Below are 26,361 nucleotides of genomic sequence, written 5' to 3'. Positions count from 1 at the left end.
CACAACAATGGGAATCTCAAGAATAGTGAACAAAATAATAAACTTCCCTTTTTTAAGGGAATGAAAATAAAATTTTCAATGAAAAAAATTATATATATCGTTTCGGTTTTAAGCTTAATGTTCACCACAAGCTGTACCAAAGATTTTGAAGACATTAATACCAATCCAAATGCACCAAGTTCTGTTCAGCCTAGTTTATTACTGCGACAAGTGATTTACGATTTTGGCGAAAACATGAGCTACGAAGGTTTTGTTGCTGGCGATTTATTAGCACAACACAGAACCGCTTTAGATTTTAATTTGTTTGATAGACATGCGCTAAAATCACCACAATTAGGTGGCAATCCTTGGCCTATTTTTTATACAAACTTAAGAGATAATGAGATTATTCTCAACCAAGCCAGAACCACAGAAACCTTTGCTGTTTATGAAGGTCCTGCTTTAATTCTTAAGGCTTATATGGCTGCTGGTTTGACGGATTTATTTGGAGATGTGCCTTATTTTGAAGCTTTTAATGGCGTTAACGGTACAGTAACACCAGCATATGATTTGCAAGAAGAGATTTACCTCAATGAAAACGGCATCTTAGATAACTTAGATAAAGGTATTGCAGCTATTGAAGCCTATACGGATGTGATTCCGCTAGAAGGAGATATTTTATTTAATGGCAATTTGGAGGCTTGGATAAAATTCGCGAATGCTTTAAAAATTAAACATTTGGTGCGTATTTCAGATAAAATTGATATTTCTAATGATTTACAAACGCTTTTTGATGAAGGTAATTATATCACTTCCAACAGTGAGAATGCTATTTTCAATTTTACCAATACAGATCCAAACAGTTTTAGGTTAGCCCAATTACGAATTGGAGATTTCAACAATTTTGTCTTATCCGAAACTATGGAAACGATTTTAGTGAGTTTGAATGACACACGACTTTCAAGTTTATTCCGACCATTTTCTAATTCAACTTCCAATGAATTTAATGGTTTATTAAATGGCATTGATGCCTCATCAACCTCAATTGCCTTAGCTAATTATTCTTTAGCAAGTACTGCTTTTCGAGAAGACACCTCAACTTTAGACGCTAATTTTATTACGGCTTGGGAAGTGCAATTTGCCTTAGCCGAAGCGGCTGCCAAAGGCATTATTAATGCAGATGCACAAACGCTTTATAATTCCGGAGTCACTTTAGCTTTCGAATATTGGAACACAGCATTACCGGCAGATTACCTCACTGGTCCTGCGGCTTATGATGCAATTGGTACAAATCCGATGGAACAAATCTTAACGCAAAAATGGATCGCTAATGTCATTAATGGTTATGAAGGTTGGATAGAATACCGAAGAACAGGTTTCCCCGAACTGCAAACCATTTCCGCGAGTTTAAACAATGATTTAATCCCGATTAGAATGCCTTATCCCGCCGAAGAAGCAGCTTTAAATTTTGAAAATTACAGTGTTGCTGCAACCGCAACAGACAACAATAGTATAAACGTGCCAGTTTGGTGGAATGAATAAACATAGATGGATATAATTAACTGGCAATGGATCTTGATAATCGCATCGAGTTTACTACTCTTTCTATTATCACCATTAGCAAAAACTACAGACGAATTTTTTAAGGCGATTCATAAAAGAAAAGCACCAAACAGCTTAGTGCTTACTGGAAGTCTTATTATTTCTTGGATTTTTGCCAAGAGCATTACCAATGCTGCTAATTTAGGTTTAGACTTTGGTATTGTTGGTGGTGTTGCCTATGCTGGTTATTATATATCCTTTGCTGTCGCTGGTTTATTAATTTACAAAATGCGCGTTGTTGGTGGATTTAAAAGTATTCATCAGTTTCTTACCACCAAATTCGGAAAAGGAGCCATGGCTTTATTTTCGATATTGATTGCGATTCGTTTGTTTAATGAAGTCTGGAGTAATACCATGGTTATTGGGAGTTATTTTGGAGAAACAGGCAGTTCCAATTATTATTGGGCGATTATCGTTTTTACTATTTTGACTTTAGCGTATGCCATAAAAGGAGGCTTAAGTAGTTCTATTTTTACCGATGTGATTCAAATGGTATTATTCAGTATTCTACTTATAGTGATTTTATGGAATATCTTCTCTATTGAAACCTTTAGCGTTACTGATGTGGTAACCTCTGGTACGTGGAGTTTTGAGTTGGGTTTAAATTTATTTTTCGCTGCCATTATTCAATCCTTTAGTTATCCGTTTCACGATCCGGTTTTAACCGATAGAGCCTTTATCAGTTCACCTAAAGTCACCCGAAAAAGCTTTTTATGGGCAAGTTTATTAGGTGCGCTTTGTATTGTACTCTTTAGTGTTATTGGTATCTATGCACAAACCCAAGGATTTAAAGGTCAAGCCGCCGTAGAAGTTGGAAAAGCCTTTGGCGTGGTTATTTTGTTAGTCATTAATTTTATAATGATTACCTCAGCCGCTTCCACACTAGACTCAACATTTTCGTCCTTTTCAAAATTATTGGCGATTGATTTAGGTATCGTTAACGATATCACCTTTGGCAGAATATCCATGGCAGCTATTGCTATATTAGGTACACTGCCTGTTTTTCTTGACGCCGAAATTTTATCAGCAACCACCATATCTGGCACCATGGTGATTGGTTTAACACCCATCTTTCTGTTTTGGAACATTAAAGTACCCAAAATGAGTTTCTATTTGAGTGTTATTACCGGATTAATATTTGGATTTACCTTGGTTTTTAATGTGTTTCCGGAAGCCTTAATTTTTACAGAAGGTAAGTATGCTGATTTACTTTGGGTGAATATTTGGGGAATTTTAAGTTGTAATATTTTATATTTCATACCGAAATGGTTGAAATCAAATAAATGAGATGTCCACTTGCGTGGAAAATGTTATGGATAAAAACATAGTTGACATAGGAAACCTTTCAGGTAAAGTACTACTCTTTGGTGGTGTTTACAGTAACCTTCAAGCCCTTGAAGCATTAATTGCTGTGGCAGAATCTGAAGGCATTGCCCCTGAAAATTGTATTTGCACTGGCGATATTATTGGTTATTGCGCACAACCTGAAGAAACCATTCAAACCTTTAAAACTTGGAATGCCAGAAGCATTGTTGGTAATGTTGAAATTCAACTACGTGATGATGAAGACGATTGCGGCTGCGATTTTAGAGAAGGCTCACGATGCGATGGTTTTTCACAACAATGGTATCCTTATGCGAAGAGCAAACTCTCTAAAGATTCACTTGACTATCTTGACACGCTTCCAGATTATATAAAATTCACAATGGGAGATCAAAAGGTGACTGTTGTACATGGTTCGTATTTTAATGTTTCAGAATTTATTTTCAAATCGACAGCTTGGGCTACGAAACACTCTAATTTTGAAGCTACCGAAAGTGATATTATTATTGCTGGCCATTGTGGTCTACCTTTCGAACATAAAAACAGCGATAAACTTTGGATAAATCCAGGTGTGATTGGTATGCCTGCTAATGATGGAAAACCCAATGTTTGGTTTGCTATTTTGGAGGATTCTGTAAAACCTTTGCAAGTAAATTTTCGTAAGTTAGACTATAACCATACGTTCACTAACAAATTAATGCTTAACGGATTGCTCCCAGAATCTTATGCAAAAACGATAGTTTCAGGGATTTGGGACAACATGGAAATTTTACCTGAACCCGAAAAACAGCAGCAAGGAAAACCACTAGAACTGTAAGGTTAACCAAACTATTTATACTAATTAGAAATGCGAAACCTCTTTATCTTATCATTTTTACTCTTAAGTTGCTTTGGAAATAGCCAAGAAACCCTTCATGAGTTATTAAAAATTCATAATAAAGAGCGTATTCCTTATATGTCTGTTCAAGAATTGGCCATGCCAAAAACGGATGCTATTCTACTGGATTCCAGAGAACTTAAAGAATACAATGTAAGTCATCTTGAGGATGCTATACATGTTGGCTACGATAATTTCGATATAGATACTGTTATAAAAACACTGCCTGATAAAACATCAACTATTGTTGTATATTGTTCTGTTGGTATTCGTTCTGAAGACATTGCAGAACAACTGAAAAAGAAAGGCTACACCAATGTTTACAATTTATTTGGTGGTATTTTTGAATGGAAGAACAACAATTTTCCCGTATATAATTCCGAAGAAAAGGAAACAGATCACGTACACGCTTACTCTAAAGACTGGAGTAAATGGTTATTAAAAGGCATTAAAATCTATGAATAAATCACTTGTTATTGTGTTTGTCAAAAACATAAAATTAGGAACTGTAAAAACTAGACTCGCTAAAACTATTGGCGATTTTGGTGCGTTTGAAGTGTACACCGAGTTGGTAAAAATCACAGAAAAAGCAACTCAGAAATTAGACATCGATAAACACATTTATTTTTCTAATGCTATTGTAGATGATCAATGGAAAGGTGAATTTAAAGTGGTGCAACATGGAGCAGATTTAGGAGAACGCATGCTTAACGCTTTTAAAGATGGCTTTGATGCTGGCTATAACAACATTGTATTAATTGGTTCTGATTTACCAGACATCCATTCTACACATATAAAAAATGGATTAGAGGCCTTAAATACGAGTGAAGTGGTTTTCGGACCTGCAGAAGATGGCGGCTATTATTTGGTAGGCATGTCTAAATTGAATACCGAAATTTTCACCAATAAACCATGGAGTCAACCCAATTTATTAGAACTAACGTTACAAGAGTTACAGAATAATCAAATTTCAGTTGGTACCTTAGACACTTTAAACGATATTGATACTTATGAAGACTTAATTGCTTCAGACTTTTACAAATCGAATAATAAATTACAAGAAAAAATACAGCAGCTCAATGATTAAACAGATTATAGAAAGTACCGAATATTTACAAAGCAAAGGTTTTGAAAACCCAGAAATCGGTATCATTTTAGGTACAGGTTTAGGACAATTAATTGATGAAATAGAAATTTTAGCCGAAGCCAGCTATAATCACATTCCCAACTTTCCTACAGCAACCGTAGAGTTTCATAAAGGCAAACTTATTTACGGCATTTTAGAAGGTAAAAAGGTAGTGGTAATGCAAGGCCGTTTTCATGTTTATGAAGGGTATTCGTTGCAAGATGTTACGTTTCCTGTTCGAATTATGGAAAAATTAGGTATTAAAACGTTACTCGTTTCAAATGCTTCCGGAGCCATTAATCTCAATTATAAAAAAGGAGAATTAATGCTTATTGACGATCATATTAATCTTCAAGGAGGTTCACCTTTAGCGTTTAAAGGCGTTTCAGAATTAGGAGAACGTTTTGCAGATATGAGTGCACCTTATGATGCTGAAATTAATTCGAAATTTGAAAGCATTGCTAAAGCACACAATATAACGCTACACAAAGGTGTTTACACTAGTGTCGTTGGTCCTCAATTAGAAACTCGTGCCGAATATCGCATGTTAAAAATTATTGGATCTGATGCTGTTGGCATGAGTACGGTTCCAGAAATTATTGTGGCAAATCATTTGAATTTAAAAGTTGCAGCCGTTTCTGTATTAACAGACGAATGTGATCCAGATAATTTAAAACCCGTTGATATTTCTGAAATCATTGCTATGGCCGGAAAGGCTGAACCGAATATGATTACTTTATTTAAAGAATTGATTAAGACCTTATAAAAAAACTGCCAGGATTTAAAAAACCTTGCAGAATAACAAAAGATATTCCTGCCTACTCAAGAAGCACCTATGGAAAAGTATATAGACCTCATTAAAAATTCCTATTCAGGATACTGGAATTACCTCAAATACGAACTCATTGACCTCAATCATTGGGATAACTTTTTTTATGGTCTTATCCTTATTTCTGTTTTAGTTTGGATTCTTGAAATTGCATTTCCTTGGCGTAAAGACCAAGCCTTATTCCGAAAAGATTTTTGGCTAGATACGTTTTACATGTTTTTCAATTTCTTTTTGTTGAATCTTATTGTTTTTATTGCCTTATCTAATACGGTTTCAGAACTATTTAATGATGTTTTGGGCCTTGTAGGACTGTCTGTTTCAAGCTTTCAATTGTTTGATGTTGATGAACTTCCTAAATGGTTAGGCTTATTTATCTTTTTTATTGTTTCAGATTTTGTACAATGGAATACCCATCGGCTTTTGCACCGTTTTGAATGGCTTTGGAATTTCCACAAAGTGCATCACAGCATCAAAGAAATGGGATTTGCTGGTCATTTACGCTACCATTGGATGGAACCTATTGTCTATAAAACGATATTATACGTTCCACTTGCTATAATTGGAGGGTTTGACGCACAAGATGTGGCGATTGTTTATTTCTTCAACATAACTATTGGACATTTAAACCATGCGAATTTGGGTTGGGATTATGGAGTTTTGAAATATATTTTCAACAATCCGAAAATGCATATTTGGCATCACGTGAAAGAATTACCCAAAGGAGAACGTTTCGGAGTCAATTTCGGAATCACGTTAAGTATTTGGGATTATTTGTTTAAAACCGATTACATTCCACACGATGGCAGAGATATCGAATTGGGTTTTGATGACGATGAAAATTTCCCAAAAGATTTTATGAGTCAGTCTGCCTATCCTGCATTTCAGCGTAAGCGGAAAACAGATTAATAAAAGAATTTATATGAAATATTTATCAGCCTTAATTGTCACTTTAATATTTACTTCAGCGTGTAGTGGATTCCAAAAAGTAACTCAAGATAAAGTTATAGAAACAAATGCTTCTAAGATTGTTTTGACAGAACAAAACAAAGACAATAATTCGACTAAAATAAGCTTAGGAGAAAATGGTAGCATAAGTGATGATGGCATTTCAGTAACTACAGAGATTATTTATACGGAAGCTTTTGATCACGCTATTTTTAATGCATTGTTAAAAAAGTACGTTTCAGAAAATGGAAATGTAAATTATAAAGGTCTTAAAACTGAGTCAAAAACATTACAACGTTATATTGACTTGTTAAAATTACATCAACCTAATGATGATTGGACTAAGAACGACAAACTCGCTTACTGGATTAATGCATACAACGCTTTAACCATAGATTTAATCCTCAGAAATTACCCAACAAAAAGTATAAAAGATATTAAGATCCTGGGATCAAAGGCTTTGGAAATTTGGTAACACTTGGCAAAACCTAAACGATATTGAACATAAAATACTAAGAAAAATGAATGAACCTAGAATTCATTTTGCTATTGTTTGTGCTTCTGTATCATGTCCTAAACTTCAGAATACAGCATTTACAGCTTCAAACTTAGATGCACAATTAACCAATGCTACAAAAGAATTTTTAGCGGATACGTCTAAAAACGAATTGTCTAAAGACAACATCAAGATTTCAAAAATATTTAAGTGGTTTAAAAAGGATTTTGAGCAAGATGGTAGCTTAATTGATTTCTTAAATCAATACTCAGACATTACCATTTCTTCATCTGCTAAAAAGAGCTATACCGATTACAATTGGAATTTAAATGATTAAAACTACGATCATTAATTTATCGTAAGTACTGTATGATTAGTATTATTATTCCTGTTTTAAATGAGGCTGATACTATTAGCCGTTTGTTAACACATTTAATAGAGAATTCGTCGTCTAAGAATATTTCTGAAATTATAGTGGTTGATGGAGGTAGTACAGATGGTACTTTGGACATACTTAGACCTGTCCGATTTTTGAAACCAGACAGGTCTGTAATAGAAAGCATAAAATCCAATGTTCGCGATACAAAATTCCAAAAAAAGAATTTCACTCGAACTGACGTATTAGATAACGCTGAAAGAGATCCTGAATCAAGTTCAGGATTTGCAAATAAATCAAATATTCTTTTGATTAATTCGGCAAAAGGAAGAGCAAAACAAATGAATTTTGGTGCAAAGCATGCCACTGGAAGTATTTTATATTTTCTTCATGCCGATTCTTTTCCACCTAAAGATTTTGATCAATTTATTATAAACGAAGTTCAAAAAGGTAATCAAGCAGGTTGTTTTAGAATGCAGTTTGACAGTAACCATTGGTGGTTACGTTTAGCCAGTTGGCTTACCCAATTTTCTTGGCGAGCCAGTAGAGGTGGCGACCAAAGTCAGTTTATTACAAAAACACTGTTTAACGATATTGGTGGTTATAACGAGAACTATATTATCTACGAAGACAATATTCTGATTAATGAGTTGTATGCTCGGAATGAATTTACAGTCATCAATAAAAAATTGACAACCTCAGCACGACTCTATCGTAAACATGGTGTTTGGAAACTACAATATCATTTTTGGACGATTTATGTAAAAAAATGGTTTGGTGCTTCAGCTAATGAGTTGTTGGCGTATTATAAGCGGCACATTGGCTAGGTTATATATTTAAACGATTATCTCATCACTCTTAGAATAAATTAATCCTTCAGCATCGGATTAAAACTAGCTTTTTATTTGCTCACGAATAGAACTTAAACACGCTTCTACAAGTATTTTCCCATCACGGAAGACCTCTTTCAACTCACCTTGTTGCTCTTCTTCCCAAGACACTTGATCAATTAATTTATAACTACCATTTTCTTTTTCAATCTTAATTAAACCTTTTGCAGATTTTTTTGTACCATCATCTGTGATTGGATCTTTATAAATTTCTCTTCCTTCTCCATTCACTTCTCCGTAAGTAGCCTTCATGGCAAATCCGAATGTATCTCTAGTATTGTATTGGTAGGTAAACGAGCCAATTCCTAAAACAACATTGGTTGATGCAAAGCCTTTTTGTTTTAAGCGTTCACAAATTTGCGTAGCGCGCTCTAAAGTGATACTATCACCATAAATAGCTCCGATATGCGAATCTAATTCTCTGTAACCTTTATCATTGGTTTTACCACCAAAAATATCCCAAAGTAATTCAATTACTCCTTTTTGCTCTTCTGTAGATTTGCCATGCGGATTTCCACAAATAATATCCACTGGATCTCCAGAATCTGGTCTAATCACTACTTTTCCATCTCTTGCTAATACTTCATTTTTAAGATGAGGCAAATAATCTGTAAGTACTTTCCATAAATCCCAAGTATCTGAAACTATAGAAACAACACCGTTTGGATAAATTTCTGTAATTAAGCGTTTAAAGGTCGCTTGTTCTCCTAAATTTGTTCCCATACACATCACAGAATGTTCAGTCGCTGCGACACTACCTCCAATTAATTCGCTATCAGAATCTGCATTATAATAAGTTTCTAAAAAATCGATTGTTGGTATTGTATCCGTTCCTGTAAAACTCAACAAATGTGCTGCAGAAGACATAACTGCGGCCTCTAATCCGGCCATGCCTCGCATTGAGAAATCATGACCTTGCCAATCTACAAATTCAGGAATTGAAGACGTCTCCTCGGCATAGGTATCCAATATTTTTCGGTATTGTTTAGCAATGGTAGCTGAATTACAAGGCATCCAAAGTGTGGTTGACAATAAGGTTTCGAAATAATTTGTTAGCCAAAAAAATTCTGGTTTTGTGTTATACATTGTAACCATTGGCACTCTAATTGGCACTTGTGAGCCTTCAGGCAACGCTTTTATAACCATGGGTAAATATCCCAAATCATGTAGCGCTTCAATATGGTCAATTCCGACTTGGTTTGGACCTAAATAATTATTGATACGTCTAGAGTAACGTTTACAAATTTCGGCTTTTGGTTGATTAAAAAAGTTGGTATTAAAATCATCTATCATATATTTTTTGATGAAATATTGTAATCCGAAAAACACGACGTTTTCGATACCTTCAATTCGACTTTTTCTTGGTGTCCAGTTAGAATAGACTAAAGTAGTTCCTTCTGGATATTGTCTTCTGTGGTCAACTTTATAACCATCTGTGTATAGTAGTGGATTCATAATATTTGATTTGCGTAATTATTACACAAATATACATTTCAATATTTAAAGCACAAAACTATTTGTGTATTATTTACACAAATAAAAAAGATTTTATAAAACTAAGATAAAGTCCTACCTATCATCACATATATCATTTTTTATTCCGGCCGATTTCATTTGGATATAAGTCCATAACCTTATCACTCTGAAAAATGTCTTTTCTATCAACATCAATGGCAGATAAAGGTCCTGTAAATGCCGCTCCAGTATCAATATTCCAAACATTAACAGCGTGCATTGGTTGAAGTATTTTATAATTAGTCGTTGGAGTATGACCAATATAGATTTCGGTATAATGTTTTAGTCGGTTAGGATATATAGCTGAATCTTTTTTAATACGTTTATCCATAGTTAAGGCCATTTCCCAAAGCGTACGATCGAAAGAAAAATTTTCTTTGTGAATTTCTTTTTCTACGCCGTGCATTGAGGTAAAACCTGCGTGAAGAAATAGTCGGTTTTTATGATCAATATAATACGATGGCATGGCTTCAAAAAAGTCTAAGTGTTGTTTTTTAGCTTCTATTGAAAACGAACTGTAACTTTCAATGGTTTCTTTTCCTCCGTGTATAAACCAAACATCATTCACCTCACCCGTCCTTAACCATTGCTCACACCATATATCATGATTTCCTTTAATAAATACACAATCATTATTTTTTGATAGCTCCATTAATAAGGTTATGACTTGAGCTGATTCACTCCATCCATCAACATAATCACCTAAGAAAATCAGTTTATCTTCTTTAGTTATTTTCAGTATATCTAAAAGTTGTTTTAAGGCTTTATAGCCTCCGTGAATATCGCCTATGGCTAACGTTCTTTTCATTCGTTTAATTTATTACATAACATCGGTGCGTAACACATATTTTGTTCCGAATATACTCTCTTTTCCTTCATGCCTATAGGCATGCTGAAATAATAAAACAGAACCTTTTTGGGGCACAATGGTTTCAAATTTTCTAAATTTTGTTTCTCCTCCTTCAAAATTATCATTTAAATATATTATAAATGAAAAGAAACTACTTTCATTTTCGTTACGCTCATAGCTTCCATCACGATGCATTTTAAAACGCTGCCCTTTAGTATAACGATATATTCTAAACATTTCATTTAAATCTAATGCGTTATAGACTCCATTTTTTTAGGTAAAAAGGGCTGAATACGTTCCCTAAGTTTATCGGAGAAAGCTTGATCAAAAAATAATAATCGGTCATTATTACGCACCTCTTTATTCATAACTTGCGCTCCTTCAACACCAATTTTAGCTTCTTCAAACCCTATAGAGTTTCCAAAATTAATATAATAGTCACATTCTTCTGAAGTCAAAAAATACTCTACAATAAAAAGATCTTTATATCGTTCGATTTTTTTCATGTTATTCAAAATCTATAAATTCAATTGGAACATGATCTGCAAGCCACACCTTATTTTCTGAGCGGTAAAACTTAAACCCTTTGTGATACATTTGACCTGATGCTATATGTAAAATGATAGCATCTCCTCGTCTACGTCCAACTTTAGTCGCCGTATCTCGGTCCTCACTGAGATGCACATATTGCCTACTTTGCTTTTGTAATCCGTTTGTTCTAATTGAATCCATAAACTTTGCAACGGTTCCATGGTATAAAAAATCGGGTGGCTTTATAGCTTCAAATTGTAAATCTATCGTTTTTACGGAATGCCCTTGATTGGCTCTTATTAAGGTTTTATTCGTATTGAAAGCAAAGCGTTGTTTATCATTTGTTTCTACAATCTCGCTCAATTCTTCCTTGGAAACCTTAATATGTTTTGTTTTTGCTTTTTCAATTAGTTCATCAACTGAAGCCCAACCGTTTTTATTCAATTTGAGGTTGATGTATTCTGGTTGATGTCGCAACACCAAGCTTAAAAATTTACTTATTTGATTTTTATCTTTTTCATTCATGATCTACTTATATGTCTTGGATAGATTATCGCATAACTTTATAATATCTTCTTTACGAGACAATACCTCAATCCAATCTTTAGGTATCGCTTCAAAACCATAAATCAATCCTGCCAATCCACCAGCTATGGCTCCTGTTGTATCTGTATCGCTTCCTAAATTTACGGCTTTTAAGACGGTTTCCTTATAGGTATTTGAATTTAAAACACACCAAAAACTAGCTTCCAGACTATCTAAGACATAGCCGCTTGAGCGAATTTCGTGCGCTTCCAATTTATAAAGGGCTTGTTGCCCATAACCATCAATTTTATTCTCTAATATTTTATGAAACTTATCTATTTCATTTTGAGCGCAAATTGCATTCGTATTTAAAAAATTATTAACCTCAACTTGCATCTTTACATAGGCTTGCCATTTATCATTTCCCTTTAAACTATTGAGGGCATATTCAAGATAAATAAAACAAGCCAAGACTGATCTTATGTGGGCATGTGTTATTGAGGACACCTCTTTAATTATATCGAATCGTTTTTCGATACTAAAATTTTGAATAAAAAATAACAAAGGAAGAATGCGCATTAAAGATCCATTGCCATTATCTCTTTCTGAAGAACCTCCTGCAAGAATTGGTTTAGTTCCTGTTTCGATAGAATGAATGGCGTGATTGGTAGCTATACCAATATCAAAAACCTTTCCATGCGGAGTCCAAAGTTCCTCATTTCTCCATTGTACAAATTTTTGTCCAATATCATTAAGATCATATGACTTACACAAACTATCTGCCAAACAAAAAGCTAAAGAACTATCATAGCTCCAAGTACCTTTTGGTTGATTATGGACTTTAAATTCCATCATATCAGTAACAGGATATTGTTTTAGATAATGACGTTCTTTAAACTCCACCGGAACTCCTAAAGCGTCTCCAACAGCTAAACCAAATAATGCAGAATGTACCGTCTTGGTTTTCATAACAATCTTAAATGATGTTTTAAATTTTCATCCTCTAATACTAAGGGATGCTCTTCTGGAATTATCAATTGATTTAATTCCTTATTTAAAACAAATTGATATTGTTCTCTTACAAAACCCGAAATATCTTCAATTTCTAAAATATCATCTTTTGCATACTTAGCAATCTCATCTCCTCTAATACCAATTTGAATGGCGCGTCGTTCTAATTTTGCACCATAAGGATCGTGGTCGGGATCCCATTGTAAACGTATAGATGAATCTTTTACTTGAGTTTGCCAAGCCTCTCTCGACAGATACAAATCATCTTGATAACTCGAATAAACGGCTTGTTCTAAATAGCGATTAAAAGCCTTGCGTTTTAAATGAATGGCTAAAACAACTTCTTGCCCAACCTTTGTAGACCATCCGTTTCTATACATCATCCATAAAAAATTAGGTTTAATCCAGGTCATGCGACTCAATTTAAAAGCCCCTCCGAAATATTGATTTTCAGCAGCAAAATTCCCAATTTCTGGTCTATACGATTGGTAAACTACAATTTCATCTTCATTGTATTGCGCCATGATATGATGACCTGTTTTAGGCCAATCCTTTAGTTGTTCTTTATATGGTTTTAATTTAAGTTTCATTCTAATTCCGTTTTATAAATCTGATAATTCTCATCATCAAAACAGACAAAGATTACATTTTCTATGATCTCACTTTTAAAATTTGAGACCGTTTTAATTGCTATTTTTGCTGCTAATTCTTTTGGAAATTTATAAATCCCTGTACTAATATTTGGAAATGCTATTGATTTTAAGTCATTGATTTCAGCAAGCTTTAAGCTATTTACATAACACTGTTCTAAGGCTTGTTTTTCTTTTTCTAAACGGTTTCCTCCATTATAAACTGGCCCAACCGTATGTATGACCTTCTTAGCTAATAAATTCCCTGCTGTTGTTATTACAGCTTCTCCAGTTTTACACTTGCCTTGCCTATTTCTAATTGCTCTGCATTCATCAAGGATGGCCCTACCACCAGCTCTGTGAATGGCTCCATCAACTCCTCCGCCCCCAAGTAATGATGAATTTGCGGCATTCACAATGGCATCGACGTCTATCTTGGTTATATCAGCTTTTATGACTTGAATTTTCATTACAATAATTCCTTTAATTTAATCTGTTCTACACCTTCTATCGTTTTAGATTTAAAGCTATCTGTTGTAAATATTTTTTCAAAATGAGCATTCAATACATCTAGTCCTTTACTAAATATTCCATGACTTACCGCTAAATATAATTTACCCGCATTCCGTTTTTTAAGTGCTTTGGCTAAACCGATGAAGGTACCTCCTCCATCACAAATATCATCTACAATTAAACAATTACATCCTTTTAAATCGTCTTCATAAACTTTAAATCCTTCTAGCTTTCCATTGATTACATTTCGTTTTTTAGAACATTCTATAACAGGAAGTCCACCTAAATAAGCCGAGACATTATAGATTTTTTTAAGAGCTCCACCATCTGGTGAGATAAGTGTCACTTCAGAATTTATAGCCTTTATAACAGACCTAATAAAGGTATAATTAAAAATCACTTTACAATGATTCAACACGGCTGGTGTAACTTCAGAATGTGGATCGAAAACCGTAACAGACTCTAAATTTAAACTATTAATAACATCGGCATAAACCTTAACCGATAAGGCTTCACCTGGAATCATAACACGATCTTGACGCGCTGCTGGCATATAGGGTAAGAACAGATGAATCGTTTTAACATCCATTCTACGCAAAGCATCTACAGCGATTAACAACAATCCTAAATCATTAAAGGATTGTAGTCTTGTTGTAATTGTAATCTTACTTACAGCACTTAAATCCGAATGAATTTTAATATGAGGTTCACCACCTGAGAATACAAAACTTTCAAATAGAATGTTATGCGCTTTTCCTAATGGCCGAAATGAAGGGTCTAAATTTAAAATCATTTGTGTTAGTTTTACACAAATGTAATTTGAAATAATGACTTCGCAAAATATTTTGCGTAAAAATTACACAAACTTAATATCTAAGTGGAAGCCGTTATCCACTAAGGCATCGTATTTTGTTTTATTAAACTTGAAGAGTTTTGCAGGTCTACCACTACCTTCTTGATGAATTTTATCCGTTTCTTCAACAAAACCAAAACTCATTATTTTTTTTCTGAAGTTTCTTCGATCGACATCTTGGCCTAAAATAGTAGCATATAAATGTTCTAAATCTGAAAATGGGAATTCTGGATTAAGCAAATCAAATCCAACAGGTTGATATACTAATTTTCCTTTGAGACGTTTCTCTGCCGTATTAAAAATGGTTTTATGATCAAATGCTAGTTTTGGTAAATCATTAACCGAAAACCACTTTGCTTCAGCAGCATCTGTATCTCCTTTTATCTTAAAATGATTTGGTCTAACCAAAGCAAAATAACTCACTGACACTACCCTATTTCGTGGATCTCTTTTGGGTTTTCCAAAGGTGTACAATTGCTCTAGATAGTCGATCTTAACCCCTGTTTCTTCCTTAAGTTCTCGTTTTACGGCAGCCTCTAAAGACTCGTCTTCTAAAACCAAACCTCCAGGTAAAGCCCAAGCATTTTTATAAGGATTAACACCTCGTCTAATTAATAACACTGATAAATTCCCTTTAGATTCGTAGCCAAAAACTACAGCATCTACTGCAACTTTAATATTTTGTTGTAATGCCATTTTGTTTTGTGTAGTATTAACACAAATATAATAACATTGTCAATCTCTTAATAATTAAACGTCTTAATTTTTCTTAAAGTTGTTAAACTTAAGATAAATCTTACTTAAAAAAAGATTAAATTGACGTTATAAAATCTTTCAACCTTATACTTTGGCTGTAAATCAACCAATCAATCCTTCATCATGAAAATCAATCAAATCATCATTGCGATTATCCTATGCATAGTGTCGCAATCTTACGGACAGGAAACTTTTTCTTCAACATTACTAGATGCAAAAACAGAACAACCCATTCCTTTTGCAACTATTCAATTTAACTCAAAAACAGGAGTAATCAGTAATGACAATGGAGAATTCAATATTACGATTAAACGTGCTATTAAAGCTACAGACTCATTAATGATCAGTTGTTTGGGTTATGAAGAAAAGCGAATCCCTCTTTTTAACTTCAACAACTCCCCTATTTACTTAACCTCAAAATCTGTGGATTTATCGGAAGTGCTAGTCACCAATAAAACATACACGATTGACGAAATTTTAGATAAAGTAAAAGAAGGCTTAACTGATAATTACGACTACAGTTATAACAAACGCAAACTCTTTTATAGAACATCTTACTATAATGAAATGGACAAATATGATGTTAAATTAGAAAAATCGACCATACCAGAATTCAACCAGCAATTCATAGATAGTTTGCTTCAAATGATGCCTAAAAACAGTAGTAGTCATACTGAAATATTAGGTGAACTCTATGGTGAAATCGATCCTGAGGCCTCTCAAAAAATGGACATCTTAAAAGCTTGTTATTTATATGATAAATCTAAAGACATCAATATGGATAACTACGAAAAACGTTTTAACGATATCTTTAAAAAGTATGTAAAACGCGATTCGTACTTTAAAATAAAATCGGGTTGGTTTAGTGTAAAAGAGGAAATGGATTCTTCATTATTTGGAGATACAAATAAAAAAAATGAAGCCGCTACAGATGCCTTACTTGCCGAACAAAAGAAAAAAGACTCGATCCGTAAAATTAGTTTTTTACATTGGAGAAAAATGCAGATTCATAATTTTGAAAACAACAACTTTATTGATGACGACAATGACCTCAATTTTATTCATAAATCTAGACGATATGAATTTGAAATTGCAGATTATGCGTATATCAATGATATGTTTGTGTATGTGATTCCATTTAAGCCCAAACGCAGTGAAGACTTTTCTGGAACCATGTATGTGAATACTGAAGACTTTGCGGTTGTAAGAGTTGATTATAAAAATGTGAAGCCCCTTAGTAAGTTTTCTCTCCTTGGCATTTCAATGAAAAAGTACTTAAAGGAAGGGACCATCATCTTTCAAAAAAATGACAATGAAAAATACACTTTAAAATACAGAGATGAATCTTTAGGTCAACTAGTAGGAATTAAACGTCCTATAAAAATTGTTGAAAAGAACAAAAATGTAAGAGGCAGACGCAAACAAAATGAATTAAAAGGAGACCTTCATTTTATCGTTAGAAATATTGAAAAGTCAGAACTGATTGTCTTTGAAACTAATGCCATTTCTGAGTCTGATTTTGAAAATTTCAAAGAAAAATCACTTGTCACTCCAACCCAATTAAATCAATACGACCCTGAGTTTTGGAAGGGTTATAACATTATTGAACCCAATAAAGCGATAAAAGATTTTAAGGCCCTTGAAAGCGAGTAAACCCAACTCATCACTCCCTATTTTTTATAGTAGTGTGCTTTTATAATTTGCTCTACAGGCTTGTTCTGTGGAGTAAATTGATTGTCTTCTAAACCACCAACTTTATGGTGATCTACAAACCATTTCCATAAATAACCTCCAGCAAACCAATCCTCTTCCCATACGGCCTCAAATAGAGCTTCCGTAGCGTTGTTTTGCGCTACGAGATTTACAGAAGTCATAGAACGATCGTAGCGCCAAGGTTCTTTACCTGAATAATCGACGCTTCTATACCCAAACTCTGTAAACAGAATTGGACGATCTAATGTTTCGGAAAACCTCTTTAAACCAGGTTTATGTTTTTCCCAACCTTTTATACAATCTTCAACCGTTGGGGTTTGCATATCACTCACAGGAAAATAGGCATCAATGCCCACATAATCTAATTCCGACCAAAATGGAGTGGTCCAAAACTCATCCCAATTGGCTGCATAAGTTAGATTCCCATTATAGACTTTTCTGATATCCTTTATTAATTGATGCCAATACTCTGGTCTGTTTTTTATAAATTCTTCAAGCTCGGTTCCTATACAAAACACCTCTACATTTAACTCCTCAGCCAATTCAGCATATTCAACAATAAAGTCAGTATATGAGGTTTCTAACAATTGCCAATCGACTTCCGAAGATGCTTTTAAAAATCCTGTGAATTCCCCATGAGAAATCCAAAGTTGTGGTTTCACCATCACATTAATACCTTCTTTGTGAAGCGCTTCAATATATTGTCCTGCTCCAGATCGCGTTTCACCAAACCACTGACGTTCAGTATTATGAATTATTTCAGGATGGTTCATATCCTTAATAAAACCAAAAGGCATAACAGCAGCAGCATTCGCATGAATGTTCACGATTGGTTTAACATGTGTTGCATCTACAACGCCTCTAGAAGCGACAAAACTAACACCATTAATTTTAGAAGATTGATGCGGAATCGCAGCACAACTAATAACAATGACACTTAAAAGGAAGTAAAAAAGATATCGCATACTATAAAATTATGCCTAAATTTAAAGAAATTCGACTAATAGATTAAGGTTTTAACAAAAGCTTCGACCTATAGTCCATATCAACAACCTCAATTATATGGAACACATCGTTATTATTGGCAACGGCATTTCTGGAGTTACGCTTGCAAGACACGTCAGAAAACTATCCGATAAAAGAATAACTATCGTCTCTGCCGAAGCCGATTATTTCTTCTCTCGTACAGCATTAATGTATGTTTATATGGGCCATATGAAGTTTGAACACACACAACCTTACGAAAATTGGTTCTGGAAAAAAAACAGAATTGAACTCAAAAAAGGTTACGTAAAACAGGTTGAAACGGCCACTAAAACACTTCATTTTGCCGAAGGTGATATGCTTCAATACGATAAATTAATTATTGCAACAGGAAGTAAACCCAATAAATTTGGTTGGCCAGGACAAGATTTAAACGGTGTAATGGGCATGTACCACAAACAAGATTTAGAAAATCTAGAAGTATATGCACCCAATAATGAGGTATGCAAACGTGCTGTAATTGTTGGTGGTGGATTAATAGGTATTGAATTGGCTGAAATGTTGAATAGCCGAAGTATTCCTGTAACATTTCTTGTTAGAGAAGACAGCTTTTGGAATGGTGTTTTGCCACAAGGAGAAAGTGAAATGATTAATAGGCACATTAAAAATCATCATATCGATTTACGACTTTCTACAAATCTAAAAGCCATTAACTCAGACGATAATGGCAATGTGAAATCGGTTATTATTGAAGAAACCGGTGAAGAATTAGAATGTAATGTGGTTGGTTTAACGGCAGGAGTCACACCAAATGTTGATTTTTTAAAAGATTCTGGTATAGAATTAGGTCGTGGAGTAAAAGTGAATCGTTTTTTGGAAACCAACATTCCAGATGTCTATGCTATTGGTGATTGTGCCGAACAGCATGAAGCTATTGGCAATCGAAGACCTATTGAAGCCGTTTGGTACACTGGCCGTATGATGGGTGAAACTTTAGCGCAAACTATTTGTGGTAATAGAATGGAATACAAACCAGGTCATTGGTTTAATTCTGCTAAATTTTTAGATATCGAATATCAAACCTATGGTTGGGTATTTGGCGAACGCGGACGACCAGAATACGAACAACATTTTCATTGGAAACATGAAGACGACACCAAATGTATAACTGTTGCTTACGATAAAAATACCAATAAATTTTTAGGCATTAACACCTTTGGAATTAGAATGCGCCATGACGTTTTTGATCAATGGCTTACTGAAAAACGCGATGTGGATTACGTGATGAATCACCTCTCTGAAGCCAACTTTGATCCTGAATTTTATTCAAGATTTGAAAACGAAATTTTAAAAGCCTACACTAACCAGTTACAACCAGTATAAAAATGAGCAATAAAATAAATCACAGTATGTCTTTAGCAAAACCAGATGCTTTAGATATTAATAATAAACAAAAAGTAGCTCTTGCCATAGGTGTTATTGGTTTATTTATTTTAGCCTTAGCGCTTTTTAATACTAATTTCCCCAATAAAGGTTTATTTCTTACACTGTCGTTAGGATCTATAATTGGTGGTATTATCATGTATTCTAGAGAAGCTTACCTTACAAAACTAGAAGGCATAAAGAATGATGGTGTTTGGTTTAAATCTATTTCCTCTCGTGGAGTTTGGGGTTGGATTGTTGGTGTGATTTTAACCACCTTCTATATTGTACTTTACTTTTTTCCTAAATATTTAGGTTTAGGTACTGATGGTGCAGAAAACACGGGTTTAATTAGTTTATTTGACCCTTTAAGTCAACTCTTAAGTGGTAGAAATGCGAGCCAATGGTTTGTTTACGGCACCTTGTATACCGTTGCTATTTTAGCTTTTGGATATAAATTTATTCTAAAATACAGACATAATCGTTACCAACAATTACGTACCGTTTCAGTGATGTTTTTTCAATTGGGTTTTGCCTTTTTGATTCCTGAATTTATGTACGTTATGAACAACGATTTACCATACTATGACCTTAAAAGTATATGGCCTCTTAATTATTACATTTTTGATGAATGGTCAGTAAATGGCTTTTTATCAAATGGAAATATTGGTATCGCATTACTCATATTTGGTATCTTATCCATATTTGTGTTTACACCTATTTTAACCTACAAATACGGTAAACGTTGGTATTGCTCTTGGGTTTGTGGATGTGGCGGATTAGCAGAAACGGCTGGTGATTCGTTTAGACAATTATCGTCTAAAAAGATGTCAGCTTGGAAATTAGAACGTTGGTTAATCCATACTGTTTTAGTATTTTCTATTGTAATGACTGTTGCCATGGTGTACACCTACTTAGGTTATGATAAAAATGATTTCTGGCTGACCAGAGGTGTTTTTATAAGCTTAGTCATTGGCTTTTTAACCCTAGTTTTTGCCGCCGTAATGTTCTTTAAACGACAAGAATTAGGAAAAGATGCCAAATATGGGGCTATTGGTTATTTTATAGTCATTATGCTTTTACTCATTATGCACTTTACAGGTACTACCGAAAACTTATTTTATATTAAAGCAGGAACCTTAACATCTACCTATGGTATTTATATCGGCTCTATTTTTTCTGGAGTCATTGGTACTGGGTTTTATCCCATTTTAGGAAATCGTTCTTGGTGTCGTTTTGGTTGCCCTATGGCAGCAATTCTTGGATTCCAACAGCGTTTATTTTCAAAATTTAGAATTACCACTAATGGTGGCCAATGTATTTCTTGTGGTAACTGTTCTAACAGTTGTGAAATGGGTATTGATGTAAGACACTATGCGCAAAAAGGAGAAAACATCGTACGTTCTAGTTGTGTGGGTTGTGGTATTTGTTCTGCTGTTTGTCCAAGAGGTGTTTTAAAATTAGAAAATGACTCTATGAAAGGCCGTATTAATCCAACAGAAGTGCTTTTAGGAAACGATGTGGATTTAATGGATTTAGTGAATCAAAAATAAGAAGATTACTTTTGCTCTTTTAAACGCCCGCGATGCCCAATATAAAAGTTATTATTCCTGCCTATAACGAAGAAGAGTCCATTCCTCTTGTGGTTAAAGCCATCCCTTCTATTGTCGATGAAATTATTGTAGTTAGCAATAACTCTACTGATAACACAGAACTTAATGCCAAAAATGCTGGTGCAACGGTTGTAGTTGAAAACAGAAAAGGTTATGGTTATGCGTGCTTAAAAGGCATGGATTATATTTCAAAACTAGAAAAAAAACCAGATATCATTGTTTTTTTAGATGGTGATTATAGTGATTATCCCGAAGAATTAACAAAAATTATTCAACCTATAATAGACGATAATATTGATTTTGTGGTTGGGGCTCGTGACAAAGCATTACGAGAAGAAGGCTCAATGACTTCACCTCAAATTTTCGGTAATTGGCTAGCAACAAGCCTAATGACCTTATTTTTCCGTTCAACATTTACAGACTTAGGCCCCTTTAGAGCTATTAAATACGAGACGCTTTTAGGCTTAAACATGGAAGACAAAACCTATGGCTGGACGGTAGAGATGCAGCTCAAAGTATTAAAGCAAAAATTAAGTTATAGGGAAATTCCTGTTAATTACAGAAACAGAATAGGTGTCTCAAAAGTTTCAGGAACAATAAAAGGTGCTATCTTTGCAGGCATAAAAATCCTAGGTTGGATTTTTAAATATAGTTTTAAAAAATGATTCTCGAATCGATTATTATTGTCATTTACACCATTGCCATTGTACTAATATTTATGTACGCATTGGCACAATTAAATCTACTTTACAATTATTTGTCTTCAAAAAAGAAAAGACAAGATTGTGAGACCTTTGATTTTTCAAATCCTGAAGAAATCCCTATTGTTACCATTCAACTTCCTGTATTTAACGAGATGTATGTCATGGAGCGCTTGTTAAACAACATTGCACTTTTAGAGTATCCTAAAGACAAATTAGAAATTCAGGTTTTAGATGATTCTACAGATGAAACCGTTGCAACAACAAAGGCACATGTAGAACAATTAGCTAAAACAGGTTTAGACATTACACATATTACCAGAACAGACCGAAGTGGTTTTAAAGCTGGTGCACTTAAAGAAGGTTTAAAAATTGCAAAAGGTGAGTTTATTGCCATTTTTGATGCCGATTTTTTACCACAACCGAATTGGTTAAAACGTACCATCCCTTATTTTAAAAATGAAAAAATAGGAGTTGTTCAGACACGTTGGGGACATATCAATCGTGATTATTCTTTGTTGACTAAAATTCAAGCTTTTGCTTTAGATGCCCATTTTACCTTAGAGCAAGTAGGACGAAATAGTAAAGGGCACTTTATTAATTTTAATGGTACCGCTGGTGTTTGGCGTAAAACCTGTATTATCGATGCTGGTAATTGGGAAGGTGATACACTTACTGAAGATTTAGATTTAAGTTATAGAGCACAATTAAAAAATTGGGAATTTAAATATCTTGAAGATGTTGAAACTCCTGCAGAATTACCTGTGGTGATTAGTGCTGCACGTTCTCAACAATTTCGTTGGAATAAAGGTGGCGCAGAGAACTTTAGAAAAATGCTTTGGCGTGTATTAAAATCTGATAATATTTCGACAAAAACTAAAGTTCACGGTTTGCTTCATTTATTAAACAGTACGATGTTCTTAAGCATATTTACAGTGGCTATTTTAAGTATTCCAATGTTGTATATAAAGAACGAATATGAACATTTAAGAAATTACTTTTATGTGATGAGTTTCTTTGTAATGAGCACCATTATTTTCTTTGTATGCTATTGGTTTATGTACCGCAGTATTTATGGTAGTGGCTTCAAAAAATTCTTTAATTACATCGGGATGTTTTTTACCTTTTTCTCAATAGCTATGGGCTTTTCGCTTCATAATTCTATTGCTGTAATTGAAGGCCATATCGGCAAACGAAGTGAGTTTGTACGAACTCCAAAATTCAATATTAGTACAATTAGAGATTCTTGGAAAGGCAATAAATACATTATCAAAAAAGTATCTCCTCATGTGATTATTGAAGGTATATTGATGCTTTATTTTGCTTTTGGTATGTATAGTGCATTTGTGGTTGGGGACCAAGGTGGTGATTTTGGATTATTTCCTTTTCACTTAATGCTATTTATTGGTTTTGGCTATGTGTTTTTTAAATCACTGAGATCTAAGGTGTGATTGCGCTTTGGAAATATCACAAAATTCCATTTCTATTTTTCATTGCGAGTTGCATCCTTTATTTATGGTTTGCTTACCATTTAACACGCATTGAAACGACTCAACTCATACTTTTATATATTGCATTATTTGTATTTGCCTATAAAATTATAAAGACCTCTGGGTTTAACTTTAGCCTTTTAGTAATCTTTTCAATTGTTTTTAGAGTATTATTCCTCTTTGCGATTCCAAATTTATCACAAGATTTCTATCGGTTTATTTGGGATGGACGCTTAATTCTTGAAGGCCTTAACCCATATCTCTATACTCCAGATTCTTTGATTAATAGTGGGGAATTATCAATAGAACAAGCTCAGGAATTATACAATGGTATGGGAAGTTTAAGTTCTTCACATTTTTCTAATTATCCTCCATTAAATCAACTGTGCTTTGTTATTGCCAATCTATTTCCTGGTCAAAGTATTTTAAGCGCTATAACTGGTTTAAGACTAGTTATTATAGCCGCAGATATTGGAACACTATATTTTGGAAAGAAACTTTTAGAACGCTTAAACCTACCGTCAAATAGAATATTTTGGTACATTTTAAATCCATTTATTATCATTGAACTTACAGGCAACCTTCATTTTGAAGGTGTCATGATTTTCTTCTTAATGTGGGCATTGTATTTATTACACGCTCGTAAATGGAAATGGGCTGCAGTAGTGTTAGCCTGTTCTATTTCAATAAAATTAATCCCATTAATGTTGCTGCCTTTATTTTTTGGGTGGTTCAACTCTAATAAATTGAATGATCGAGCTGAGAAATTAGGACTAATAAAATTAATTACATTTTACACTATTGTAATGGCCACGACCCTGTTATTGTTCTTACCGTTCTTTTCTATGGAATTTATAACAAACTACTCCAAAACCGTTGGACTTTGGTTTGGTAATTTTGAATTTAATGCCAGTATTTATTATGTAGCAAGAGCTATTGGGTATGCAATAACAGGTTATAATGAAATTGCGATTATAGGTAAAATTCTACCTCTAATTTCCATCATTATCATTCTAGGCTTTTCATTCCTAAAGCAGAACAACAGCATGAGTAAATTAATAACGTCGATGTTATTAGCCTTAACCTGTTATTTATTTTTAAGTACAACGGTGCATCCATGGTATATCGCAACGCTACTAATACTAAGTGTATTTACAAATTACAAATTCCCTTTAGTTTGGTCAATGGTGATTGTATTGAGTTATTTAGCCTATTCTAACAGTACCTATTCCGAAAATCTTTGGATCATTAGCTTAGAATATGTCATTGTATTTTCCGTTTTTCTATGGGAAATTTTTATAAAAAAAAGACCACTAGTTGCCTAGTAGTCTAATTTTATAATACCTATTGCATTTAATTAATTACATCGTTTTAACCTCAATTATTTTAAAGGTTTCATAAACCTCTTCAATACCATTTTCATCTATTTCTTCGTATTCTGTGATCTCATAAGTGATTTTGAAACGCTTACCAATCATAGCTTTAGACTTTAGATTTATTGCTTTTAACGCTTCATTTGTAATTTCTGAAAAATAGACGGTTTCTTCACTGTCTTCGTCATCTTCATCTTCTCTGATTACAAAAGCATAACCATCGTCTGCATCGTAACCGTCATAAATTCCAGTCGTTGTTATTTTTTTCTTGTCTTGACTATTTTCATTTGAAATTGAAAATGCATTCGCGCTTAAAACCATTACTAGAAGCACAAATACTATATTTTTTTTTGTATTCATTGCATTAAATTTTAATACTGACAACATCAGCATATATTAATTTTAGATTGTGGTTTTGGGAATTTGCCACCTCAAGCCCAAATGCTTTTAGATTACAACCTCTTGGTTATAATTACGTGGATATAAGTGAAGTTTATTTTTCTCTATCGTACTAAATTAATAGTAACAATTATATTTTAAATATGTCTTGCGAGTCTTTAAAACTCTTAAATTCTAACATGTAATCATTTGGATATTTGATAAAAAACGATAAATGTTCACCGGTTTTATCTTTTAAAAATGTAGTCTGTGTTACCACTTTTAATTTTAAACGATTCAGTTTAGCATAGAGTTCTCCCTATTTTTCAACATCGATAATCACACCAAAATGAAATGAGGGTAATAACTTACCTTCAAACACATAATTTGGACTATTAAAATTGAATTTTTCGGCTTGAATAAACGTGAGTTGATGATTAAATAAATTTATATCTAACCAATTCTCACTTGTTCTTCCTATTGAAGCACCAATATTATTAGTATAAAAGTTTTTTGTGTCCTCTACACTTAAACATGGTAATGACATGTGAAACGATGATTCCATAATTCAACCGTTTAAAATTGTATAAATTTTAATTCAAATTTCAACATTAGTTTCAACTAAACTAAACTTTAATCGAAATCTTCATCCTCAGCTCCAGGCTCTAAATCTGGGTCAATTATAGCATCTGGATCATCATCTGCGAAGTCTTCATAATCATCTTCGTCATAATTTTCCATAGTTTGCTCTAGCTTTGTACTCACTTTTACCAAATATTTGGTATCTTCAGTAGTGACCTCTACAGCTTCGACTATTTCATTTCTTGCATTTTTAAACGAGATAACATTATCGTCGTCATAGCCATCAGGATATTTCTCTACCAGTAGTGCTAAAATTTCTGGTGTCAATTTTTTAAAATCAACTATAACTCGTTTTAAATGTGCGTCTTTTGGTTTCATCAGGTAATTTCTGTTTTTTTCTATATGTCAGATGTTATATCCCTTGTAAATGATTCTCCTTGATAAACGTTTAGCAATGGATATGTCATTCTTTAATACTA

At 33.6% G+C, this 26,361-nt stretch carries 30 protein-coding genes; 16 read left to right on the top strand and 14 right to left on the bottom strand.

The features are described 5' to 3' along the window. Positions 1-78 precede the first annotated feature (78 nt). From ACXGSQ_RS06190 to ACXGSQ_RS06145, 10 genes are all read left to right on the top strand, one after another. Positions 79-1,521 (top strand): SusD/RagB family nutrient-binding outer membrane lipoprotein, encoded by a 1,443-nt coding sequence (locus tag ACXGSQ_RS06190; RefSeq protein ID WP_458628756.1) that lies wholly within the window; start codon positions 79-81, stop codon positions 1,519-1,521. 6 nt (positions 1,522-1,527) lie between these two features. Then, positions 1,528-2,868 carry a sodium:solute symporter family transporter gene (locus tag ACXGSQ_RS06185; protein ID WP_458628755.1) on the top strand — a complete coding sequence of 447 codons (1,341 nt, stop codon included), beginning with the start codon at positions 1,528-1,530 and terminating at the stop codon, positions 2,866-2,868. A gap of 25 nt (positions 2,869-2,893) precedes the next feature. Then, entirely contained in the window at positions 2,894-3,721 is an 828-nt protein-coding gene (locus ACXGSQ_RS06180) for a metallophosphoesterase family protein (RefSeq protein ID WP_458628754.1), read from the top strand. Positions 3,722-3,751: 30 nt separating this feature from the next. After that, positions 3,752-4,246, top strand: a complete 495-nt coding sequence (locus ACXGSQ_RS06175) for a rhodanese-like domain-containing protein (RefSeq protein ID WP_458628753.1) — start codon at positions 3,752-3,754, stop codon at positions 4,244-4,246. Continuing rightward, positions 4,239-4,868: a TIGR04282 family arsenosugar biosynthesis glycosyltransferase gene (locus tag ACXGSQ_RS06170; protein WP_458628752.1), complete on the top strand. Its 630-nt coding sequence runs from the start codon at positions 4,239-4,241 to the stop codon at positions 4,866-4,868. The genes ACXGSQ_RS06175 and ACXGSQ_RS06170 overlap by 8 nt, the downstream gene beginning before the upstream one ends. After that, positions 4,861-5,673, top strand: a complete 813-nt coding sequence (locus tag ACXGSQ_RS06165; RefSeq protein WP_458628751.1) for a purine-nucleoside phosphorylase — start codon at positions 4,861-4,863, stop codon at positions 5,671-5,673. Before ACXGSQ_RS06170 ends, ACXGSQ_RS06165 begins: the two co-directional genes overlap by 8 nt. A 69-nt stretch (positions 5,674-5,742) precedes the next feature. After that, positions 5,743-6,642, top strand: coding sequence for a sterol desaturase family protein (locus ACXGSQ_RS06160; protein WP_458628750.1), 900 nt, complete (start codon positions 5,743-5,745; stop codon positions 6,640-6,642). Between the two features lie 13 nt (positions 6,643-6,655). After that, positions 6,656-7,156, top strand: coding sequence for a DUF547 domain-containing protein (locus ACXGSQ_RS06155; protein ID WP_458628749.1), 501 nt, complete (start codon positions 6,656-6,658; stop codon positions 7,154-7,156). A gap of 46 nt (positions 7,157-7,202) precedes the next feature. After that, positions 7,203-7,514, top strand: coding sequence for a DUF547 domain-containing protein (locus tag ACXGSQ_RS06150; protein WP_458628748.1), 312 nt, complete (start codon positions 7,203-7,205; stop codon positions 7,512-7,514). Between the two features lie 32 nt (positions 7,515-7,546). Then, entirely contained in the window at positions 7,547-8,380 is an 834-nt protein-coding gene (locus ACXGSQ_RS06145) for a TIGR04283 family arsenosugar biosynthesis glycosyltransferase (RefSeq protein ID WP_458628747.1), read from the top strand. Positions 8,381-8,446: 66 nt separating this feature from the next. Here the strand turns inward: ACXGSQ_RS06145 and ACXGSQ_RS06140 are convergent, their stop codons facing one another. The 10 genes from ACXGSQ_RS06140 to ACXGSQ_RS06095 all read right to left on the bottom strand — a co-directional run bounded on the left by ACXGSQ_RS06140 (position 8,447) and on the right by ACXGSQ_RS06095 (position 15,566). Then, complete coding sequence (locus ACXGSQ_RS06140) at positions 8,447-9,898, bottom strand: nicotinate phosphoribosyltransferase (protein ID WP_458628746.1); 1,452 nt, start codon at positions 9,896-9,898, stop codon at positions 8,447-8,449. A gap of 133 nt (positions 9,899-10,031) precedes the next feature. Then, the gene (locus ACXGSQ_RS06135) at positions 10,032-10,766 is read right to left on the bottom strand and encodes a metallophosphoesterase family protein (RefSeq protein WP_458628745.1); all 735 of its coding nucleotides are present in this window, start codon (positions 10,764-10,766) and stop codon (positions 10,032-10,034) included. A gap of 12 nt (positions 10,767-10,778) precedes the next feature. Then, on the bottom strand, positions 10,779-11,045 hold the full coding sequence (locus ACXGSQ_RS06130; protein WP_458628744.1) for a 2OG-Fe(II) oxygenase: 267 nt from the start codon (positions 11,043-11,045) through the stop codon (positions 10,779-10,781). 11 nt (positions 11,046-11,056) lie between these two features. Continuing rightward, positions 11,057-11,314, bottom strand: a complete 258-nt coding sequence (locus ACXGSQ_RS06125) for a hypothetical protein (protein WP_458628743.1) — start codon at positions 11,312-11,314, stop codon at positions 11,057-11,059. Position 11,315: 1 nt separating this feature from the next. Continuing rightward, on the bottom strand, positions 11,316-11,864 hold the full coding sequence (locus ACXGSQ_RS06120) for an RNA 2'-phosphotransferase (protein WP_458628742.1): 549 nt from the start codon (positions 11,862-11,864) through the stop codon (positions 11,316-11,318). A gap of 3 nt (positions 11,865-11,867) precedes the next feature. Next, the gene (locus ACXGSQ_RS06115) at positions 11,868-12,833 is read right to left on the bottom strand and encodes an ADP-ribosylglycohydrolase family protein (RefSeq protein WP_458628741.1); all 966 of its coding nucleotides are present in this window, start codon (positions 12,831-12,833) and stop codon (positions 11,868-11,870) included. Then, entirely contained in the window at positions 12,830-13,465 is a 636-nt protein-coding gene (locus tag ACXGSQ_RS06110; protein WP_458628740.1) for a DUF4291 domain-containing protein, read from the bottom strand. The genes ACXGSQ_RS06115 and ACXGSQ_RS06110 overlap by 4 nt, the downstream gene beginning before the upstream one ends. Next, a complete protein-coding gene (locus ACXGSQ_RS06105; protein ID WP_458628739.1) occupies positions 13,462-13,974 on the bottom strand; it encodes an O-acetyl-ADP-ribose deacetylase in 513 nt (170 codons plus the stop codon). Before ACXGSQ_RS06105 ends, ACXGSQ_RS06110 begins: the two co-directional genes overlap by 4 nt. Beyond that, a complete protein-coding gene (prs, locus tag ACXGSQ_RS06100) occupies positions 13,974-14,810 on the bottom strand; it encodes a ribose-phosphate diphosphokinase (protein ID WP_458628738.1) in 837 nt (278 codons plus the stop codon). The genes ACXGSQ_RS06105 and prs overlap by 1 nt, the downstream gene beginning before the upstream one ends. Before the next feature lie 63 nt (positions 14,811-14,873). Next, complete coding sequence (locus ACXGSQ_RS06095) at positions 14,874-15,566, bottom strand: NUDIX hydrolase (protein ID WP_458628737.1); 693 nt, start codon at positions 15,564-15,566, stop codon at positions 14,874-14,876. 183 nt (positions 15,567-15,749) lie between these two features. On the opposite strand from ACXGSQ_RS06095, the gene ACXGSQ_RS06090 reads away from it, so the two are divergent. After that, entirely contained in the window at positions 15,750-17,279 is a 1,530-nt protein-coding gene (locus ACXGSQ_RS06090; RefSeq protein ID WP_458628736.1) for a carboxypeptidase-like regulatory domain-containing protein, read from the top strand. A 17-nt stretch (positions 17,280-17,296) separates the two neighbouring features. On the opposite strand, the gene ACXGSQ_RS06085 is transcribed toward ACXGSQ_RS06090, so the two are convergent. After that, entirely contained in the window at positions 17,297-18,304 is a 1,008-nt protein-coding gene (locus ACXGSQ_RS06085; protein WP_458628735.1) for a glycoside hydrolase family 113, read from the bottom strand. 97 nt (positions 18,305-18,401) lie between these two features. Between ACXGSQ_RS06085 and ACXGSQ_RS06080 the strand changes: the two genes are divergently transcribed. The 5 genes from ACXGSQ_RS06080 to ACXGSQ_RS06060 are packed head-to-tail and all read left to right on the top strand — an operon-like array spanning position 18,402 to position 24,874. After that, a complete protein-coding gene (locus ACXGSQ_RS06080) occupies positions 18,402-19,706 on the top strand; it encodes an NAD(P)/FAD-dependent oxidoreductase (protein ID WP_458628734.1) in 1,305 nt (434 codons plus the stop codon). A 2-nt stretch (positions 19,707-19,708) separates the two neighbouring features. Beyond that, entirely contained in the window at positions 19,709-21,298 is a 1,590-nt protein-coding gene (locus ACXGSQ_RS06075; RefSeq protein WP_458628733.1) for a 4Fe-4S binding protein, read from the top strand. 32 nt (positions 21,299-21,330) lie between these two features. Beyond that, the gene (locus ACXGSQ_RS06070) at positions 21,331-22,023 is read left to right on the top strand and encodes a glycosyltransferase family 2 protein (RefSeq protein WP_458628732.1); all 693 of its coding nucleotides are present in this window, start codon (positions 21,331-21,333) and stop codon (positions 22,021-22,023) included. Beyond that, entirely contained in the window at positions 22,020-23,510 is a 1,491-nt protein-coding gene (locus ACXGSQ_RS06065) for a cellulose synthase family protein (protein WP_458628731.1), read from the top strand. Before ACXGSQ_RS06070 ends, ACXGSQ_RS06065 begins: the two co-directional genes overlap by 4 nt. After that, on the top strand, positions 23,510-24,874 hold the full coding sequence (locus ACXGSQ_RS06060) for a mannosyltransferase (RefSeq protein WP_458629325.1): 1,365 nt from the start codon (positions 23,510-23,512) through the stop codon (positions 24,872-24,874). Before ACXGSQ_RS06065 ends, ACXGSQ_RS06060 begins: the two co-directional genes overlap by 1 nt. Before the next feature lie 36 nt (positions 24,875-24,910). Here the strand turns inward: ACXGSQ_RS06060 and ACXGSQ_RS06055 are convergent, their stop codons facing one another. The 3 genes from ACXGSQ_RS06055 to ACXGSQ_RS06045 form a co-directional block, all read right to left on the bottom strand. Next, positions 24,911-25,282, bottom strand: a complete 372-nt coding sequence (locus tag ACXGSQ_RS06055) for a hypothetical protein (protein WP_458628730.1) — start codon at positions 25,280-25,282, stop codon at positions 24,911-24,913. Positions 25,283-25,619: 337 nt separating this feature from the next. After that, positions 25,620-25,865: a hypothetical protein gene (locus tag ACXGSQ_RS06050; protein WP_458628729.1), complete on the bottom strand. Its 246-nt coding sequence runs from the start codon at positions 25,863-25,865 to the stop codon at positions 25,620-25,622. A 68-nt stretch (positions 25,866-25,933) separates the two neighbouring features. Further along, positions 25,934-26,260 (bottom strand): hypothetical protein, encoded by a 327-nt coding sequence (locus ACXGSQ_RS06045; protein ID WP_458628728.1) that lies wholly within the window; start codon positions 26,258-26,260, stop codon positions 25,934-25,936. Positions 26,261-26,361: the final 101 nt, after the last annotated feature.

The organism is Winogradskyella sp. PC D3.3, assembly GCF_054366245.1.
The sequence above is the reverse complement of the archived record's forward strand: the minus strand, read 5'-3'. Positions and strand labels throughout refer to the sequence as shown.

Coding starts and splice junctions, on each gene's coding strand:
- ACXGSQ_RS06115 (WP_458628741.1), bottom strand. CDS start 12,833: ATGAAAACCAAGACGGTACATTCTGCATTATTTGGTTTAGCTGTTGGA.
- ACXGSQ_RS06145 (WP_458628747.1), top strand. CDS start 7,547: ATGATTAGTATTATTATTCCTGTTTTAAATGAGGCTGATACTATTAGC.
- ACXGSQ_RS06055 (WP_458628730.1), bottom strand. CDS start 25,282: ATGAATACAAAAAAAAATATAGTATTTGTGCTTCTAGTAATGGTTTTA.
- ACXGSQ_RS06080 (WP_458628734.1), top strand. CDS start 18,402: ATGGAACACATCGTTATTATTGGCAACGGCATTTCTGGAGTTACGCTT.
- ACXGSQ_RS06180 (WP_458628754.1), top strand. CDS start 2,894: ATGGATAAAAACATAGTTGACATAGGAAACCTTTCAGGTAAAGTACTA.
- ACXGSQ_RS06140 (WP_458628746.1), bottom strand. CDS start 9,898: ATGAATCCACTACTATACACAGATGGTTATAAAGTTGACCACAGAAGA.
- ACXGSQ_RS06160 (WP_458628750.1), top strand. CDS start 5,743: ATGGAAAAGTATATAGACCTCATTAAAAATTCCTATTCAGGATACTGG.
- ACXGSQ_RS06175 (WP_458628753.1), top strand. CDS start 3,752: ATGCGAAACCTCTTTATCTTATCATTTTTACTCTTAAGTTGCTTTGGA.
- ACXGSQ_RS06090 (WP_458628736.1), top strand. CDS start 15,750: ATGAAAATCAATCAAATCATCATTGCGATTATCCTATGCATAGTGTCG.
- ACXGSQ_RS06190 (WP_458628756.1), top strand. CDS start 79: ATGAAAAAAATTATATATATCGTTTCGGTTTTAAGCTTAATGTTCACC.
- ACXGSQ_RS06105 (WP_458628739.1), bottom strand. CDS start 13,974: ATGAAAATTCAAGTCATAAAAGCTGATATAACCAAGATAGACGTCGAT.
- prs (WP_458628738.1), bottom strand. CDS start 14,810: ATGATTTTAAATTTAGACCCTTCATTTCGGCCATTAGGAAAAGCGCAT.
- ACXGSQ_RS06150 (WP_458628748.1), top strand. CDS start 7,203: ATGAATGAACCTAGAATTCATTTTGCTATTGTTTGTGCTTCTGTATCA.
- ACXGSQ_RS06185 (WP_458628755.1), top strand. CDS start 1,528: ATGGATATAATTAACTGGCAATGGATCTTGATAATCGCATCGAGTTTA.
- ACXGSQ_RS06065 (WP_458628731.1), top strand. CDS start 22,020: ATGATTCTCGAATCGATTATTATTGTCATTTACACCATTGCCATTGTA.
- ACXGSQ_RS06120 (WP_458628742.1), bottom strand. CDS start 11,864: ATGAATGAAAAAGATAAAAATCAAATAAGTAAATTTTTAAGCTTGGTG.
- ACXGSQ_RS06095 (WP_458628737.1), bottom strand. CDS start 15,566: ATGGCATTACAACAAAATATTAAAGTTGCAGTAGATGCTGTAGTTTTT.
- ACXGSQ_RS06130 (WP_458628744.1), bottom strand. CDS start 11,045: ATGTTTAGAATATATCGTTATACTAAAGGGCAGCGTTTTAAAATGCAT.
- ACXGSQ_RS06110 (WP_458628740.1), bottom strand. CDS start 13,465: ATGAAACTTAAATTAAAACCATATAAAGAACAACTAAAGGATTGGCCT.
- ACXGSQ_RS06135 (WP_458628745.1), bottom strand. CDS start 10,766: ATGAAAAGAACGTTAGCCATAGGCGATATTCACGGAGGCTATAAAGCC.
- ACXGSQ_RS06050 (WP_458628729.1), bottom strand. CDS start 25,865: ATGGAATCATCGTTTCACATGTCATTACCATGTTTAAGTGTAGAGGAC.
- ACXGSQ_RS06155 (WP_458628749.1), top strand. CDS start 6,656: ATGAAATATTTATCAGCCTTAATTGTCACTTTAATATTTACTTCAGCG.
- ACXGSQ_RS06125 (WP_458628743.1), bottom strand. CDS start 11,314: ATGAAAAAAATCGAACGATATAAAGATCTTTTTATTGTAGAGTATTTT.
- ACXGSQ_RS06075 (WP_458628733.1), top strand. CDS start 19,709: ATGAGCAATAAAATAAATCACAGTATGTCTTTAGCAAAACCAGATGCT.
- ACXGSQ_RS06045 (WP_458628728.1), bottom strand. CDS start 26,260: ATGAAACCAAAAGACGCACATTTAAAACGAGTTATAGTTGATTTTAAA.
- ACXGSQ_RS06085 (WP_458628735.1), bottom strand. CDS start 18,304: ATGCGATATCTTTTTTACTTCCTTTTAAGTGTCATTGTTATTAGTTGT.
- ACXGSQ_RS06165 (WP_458628751.1), top strand. CDS start 4,861: ATGATTAAACAGATTATAGAAAGTACCGAATATTTACAAAGCAAAGGT.
- ACXGSQ_RS06070 (WP_458628732.1), top strand. CDS start 21,331: ATGCCCAATATAAAAGTTATTATTCCTGCCTATAACGAAGAAGAGTCC.
- ACXGSQ_RS06170 (WP_458628752.1), top strand. CDS start 4,239: ATGAATAAATCACTTGTTATTGTGTTTGTCAAAAACATAAAATTAGGA.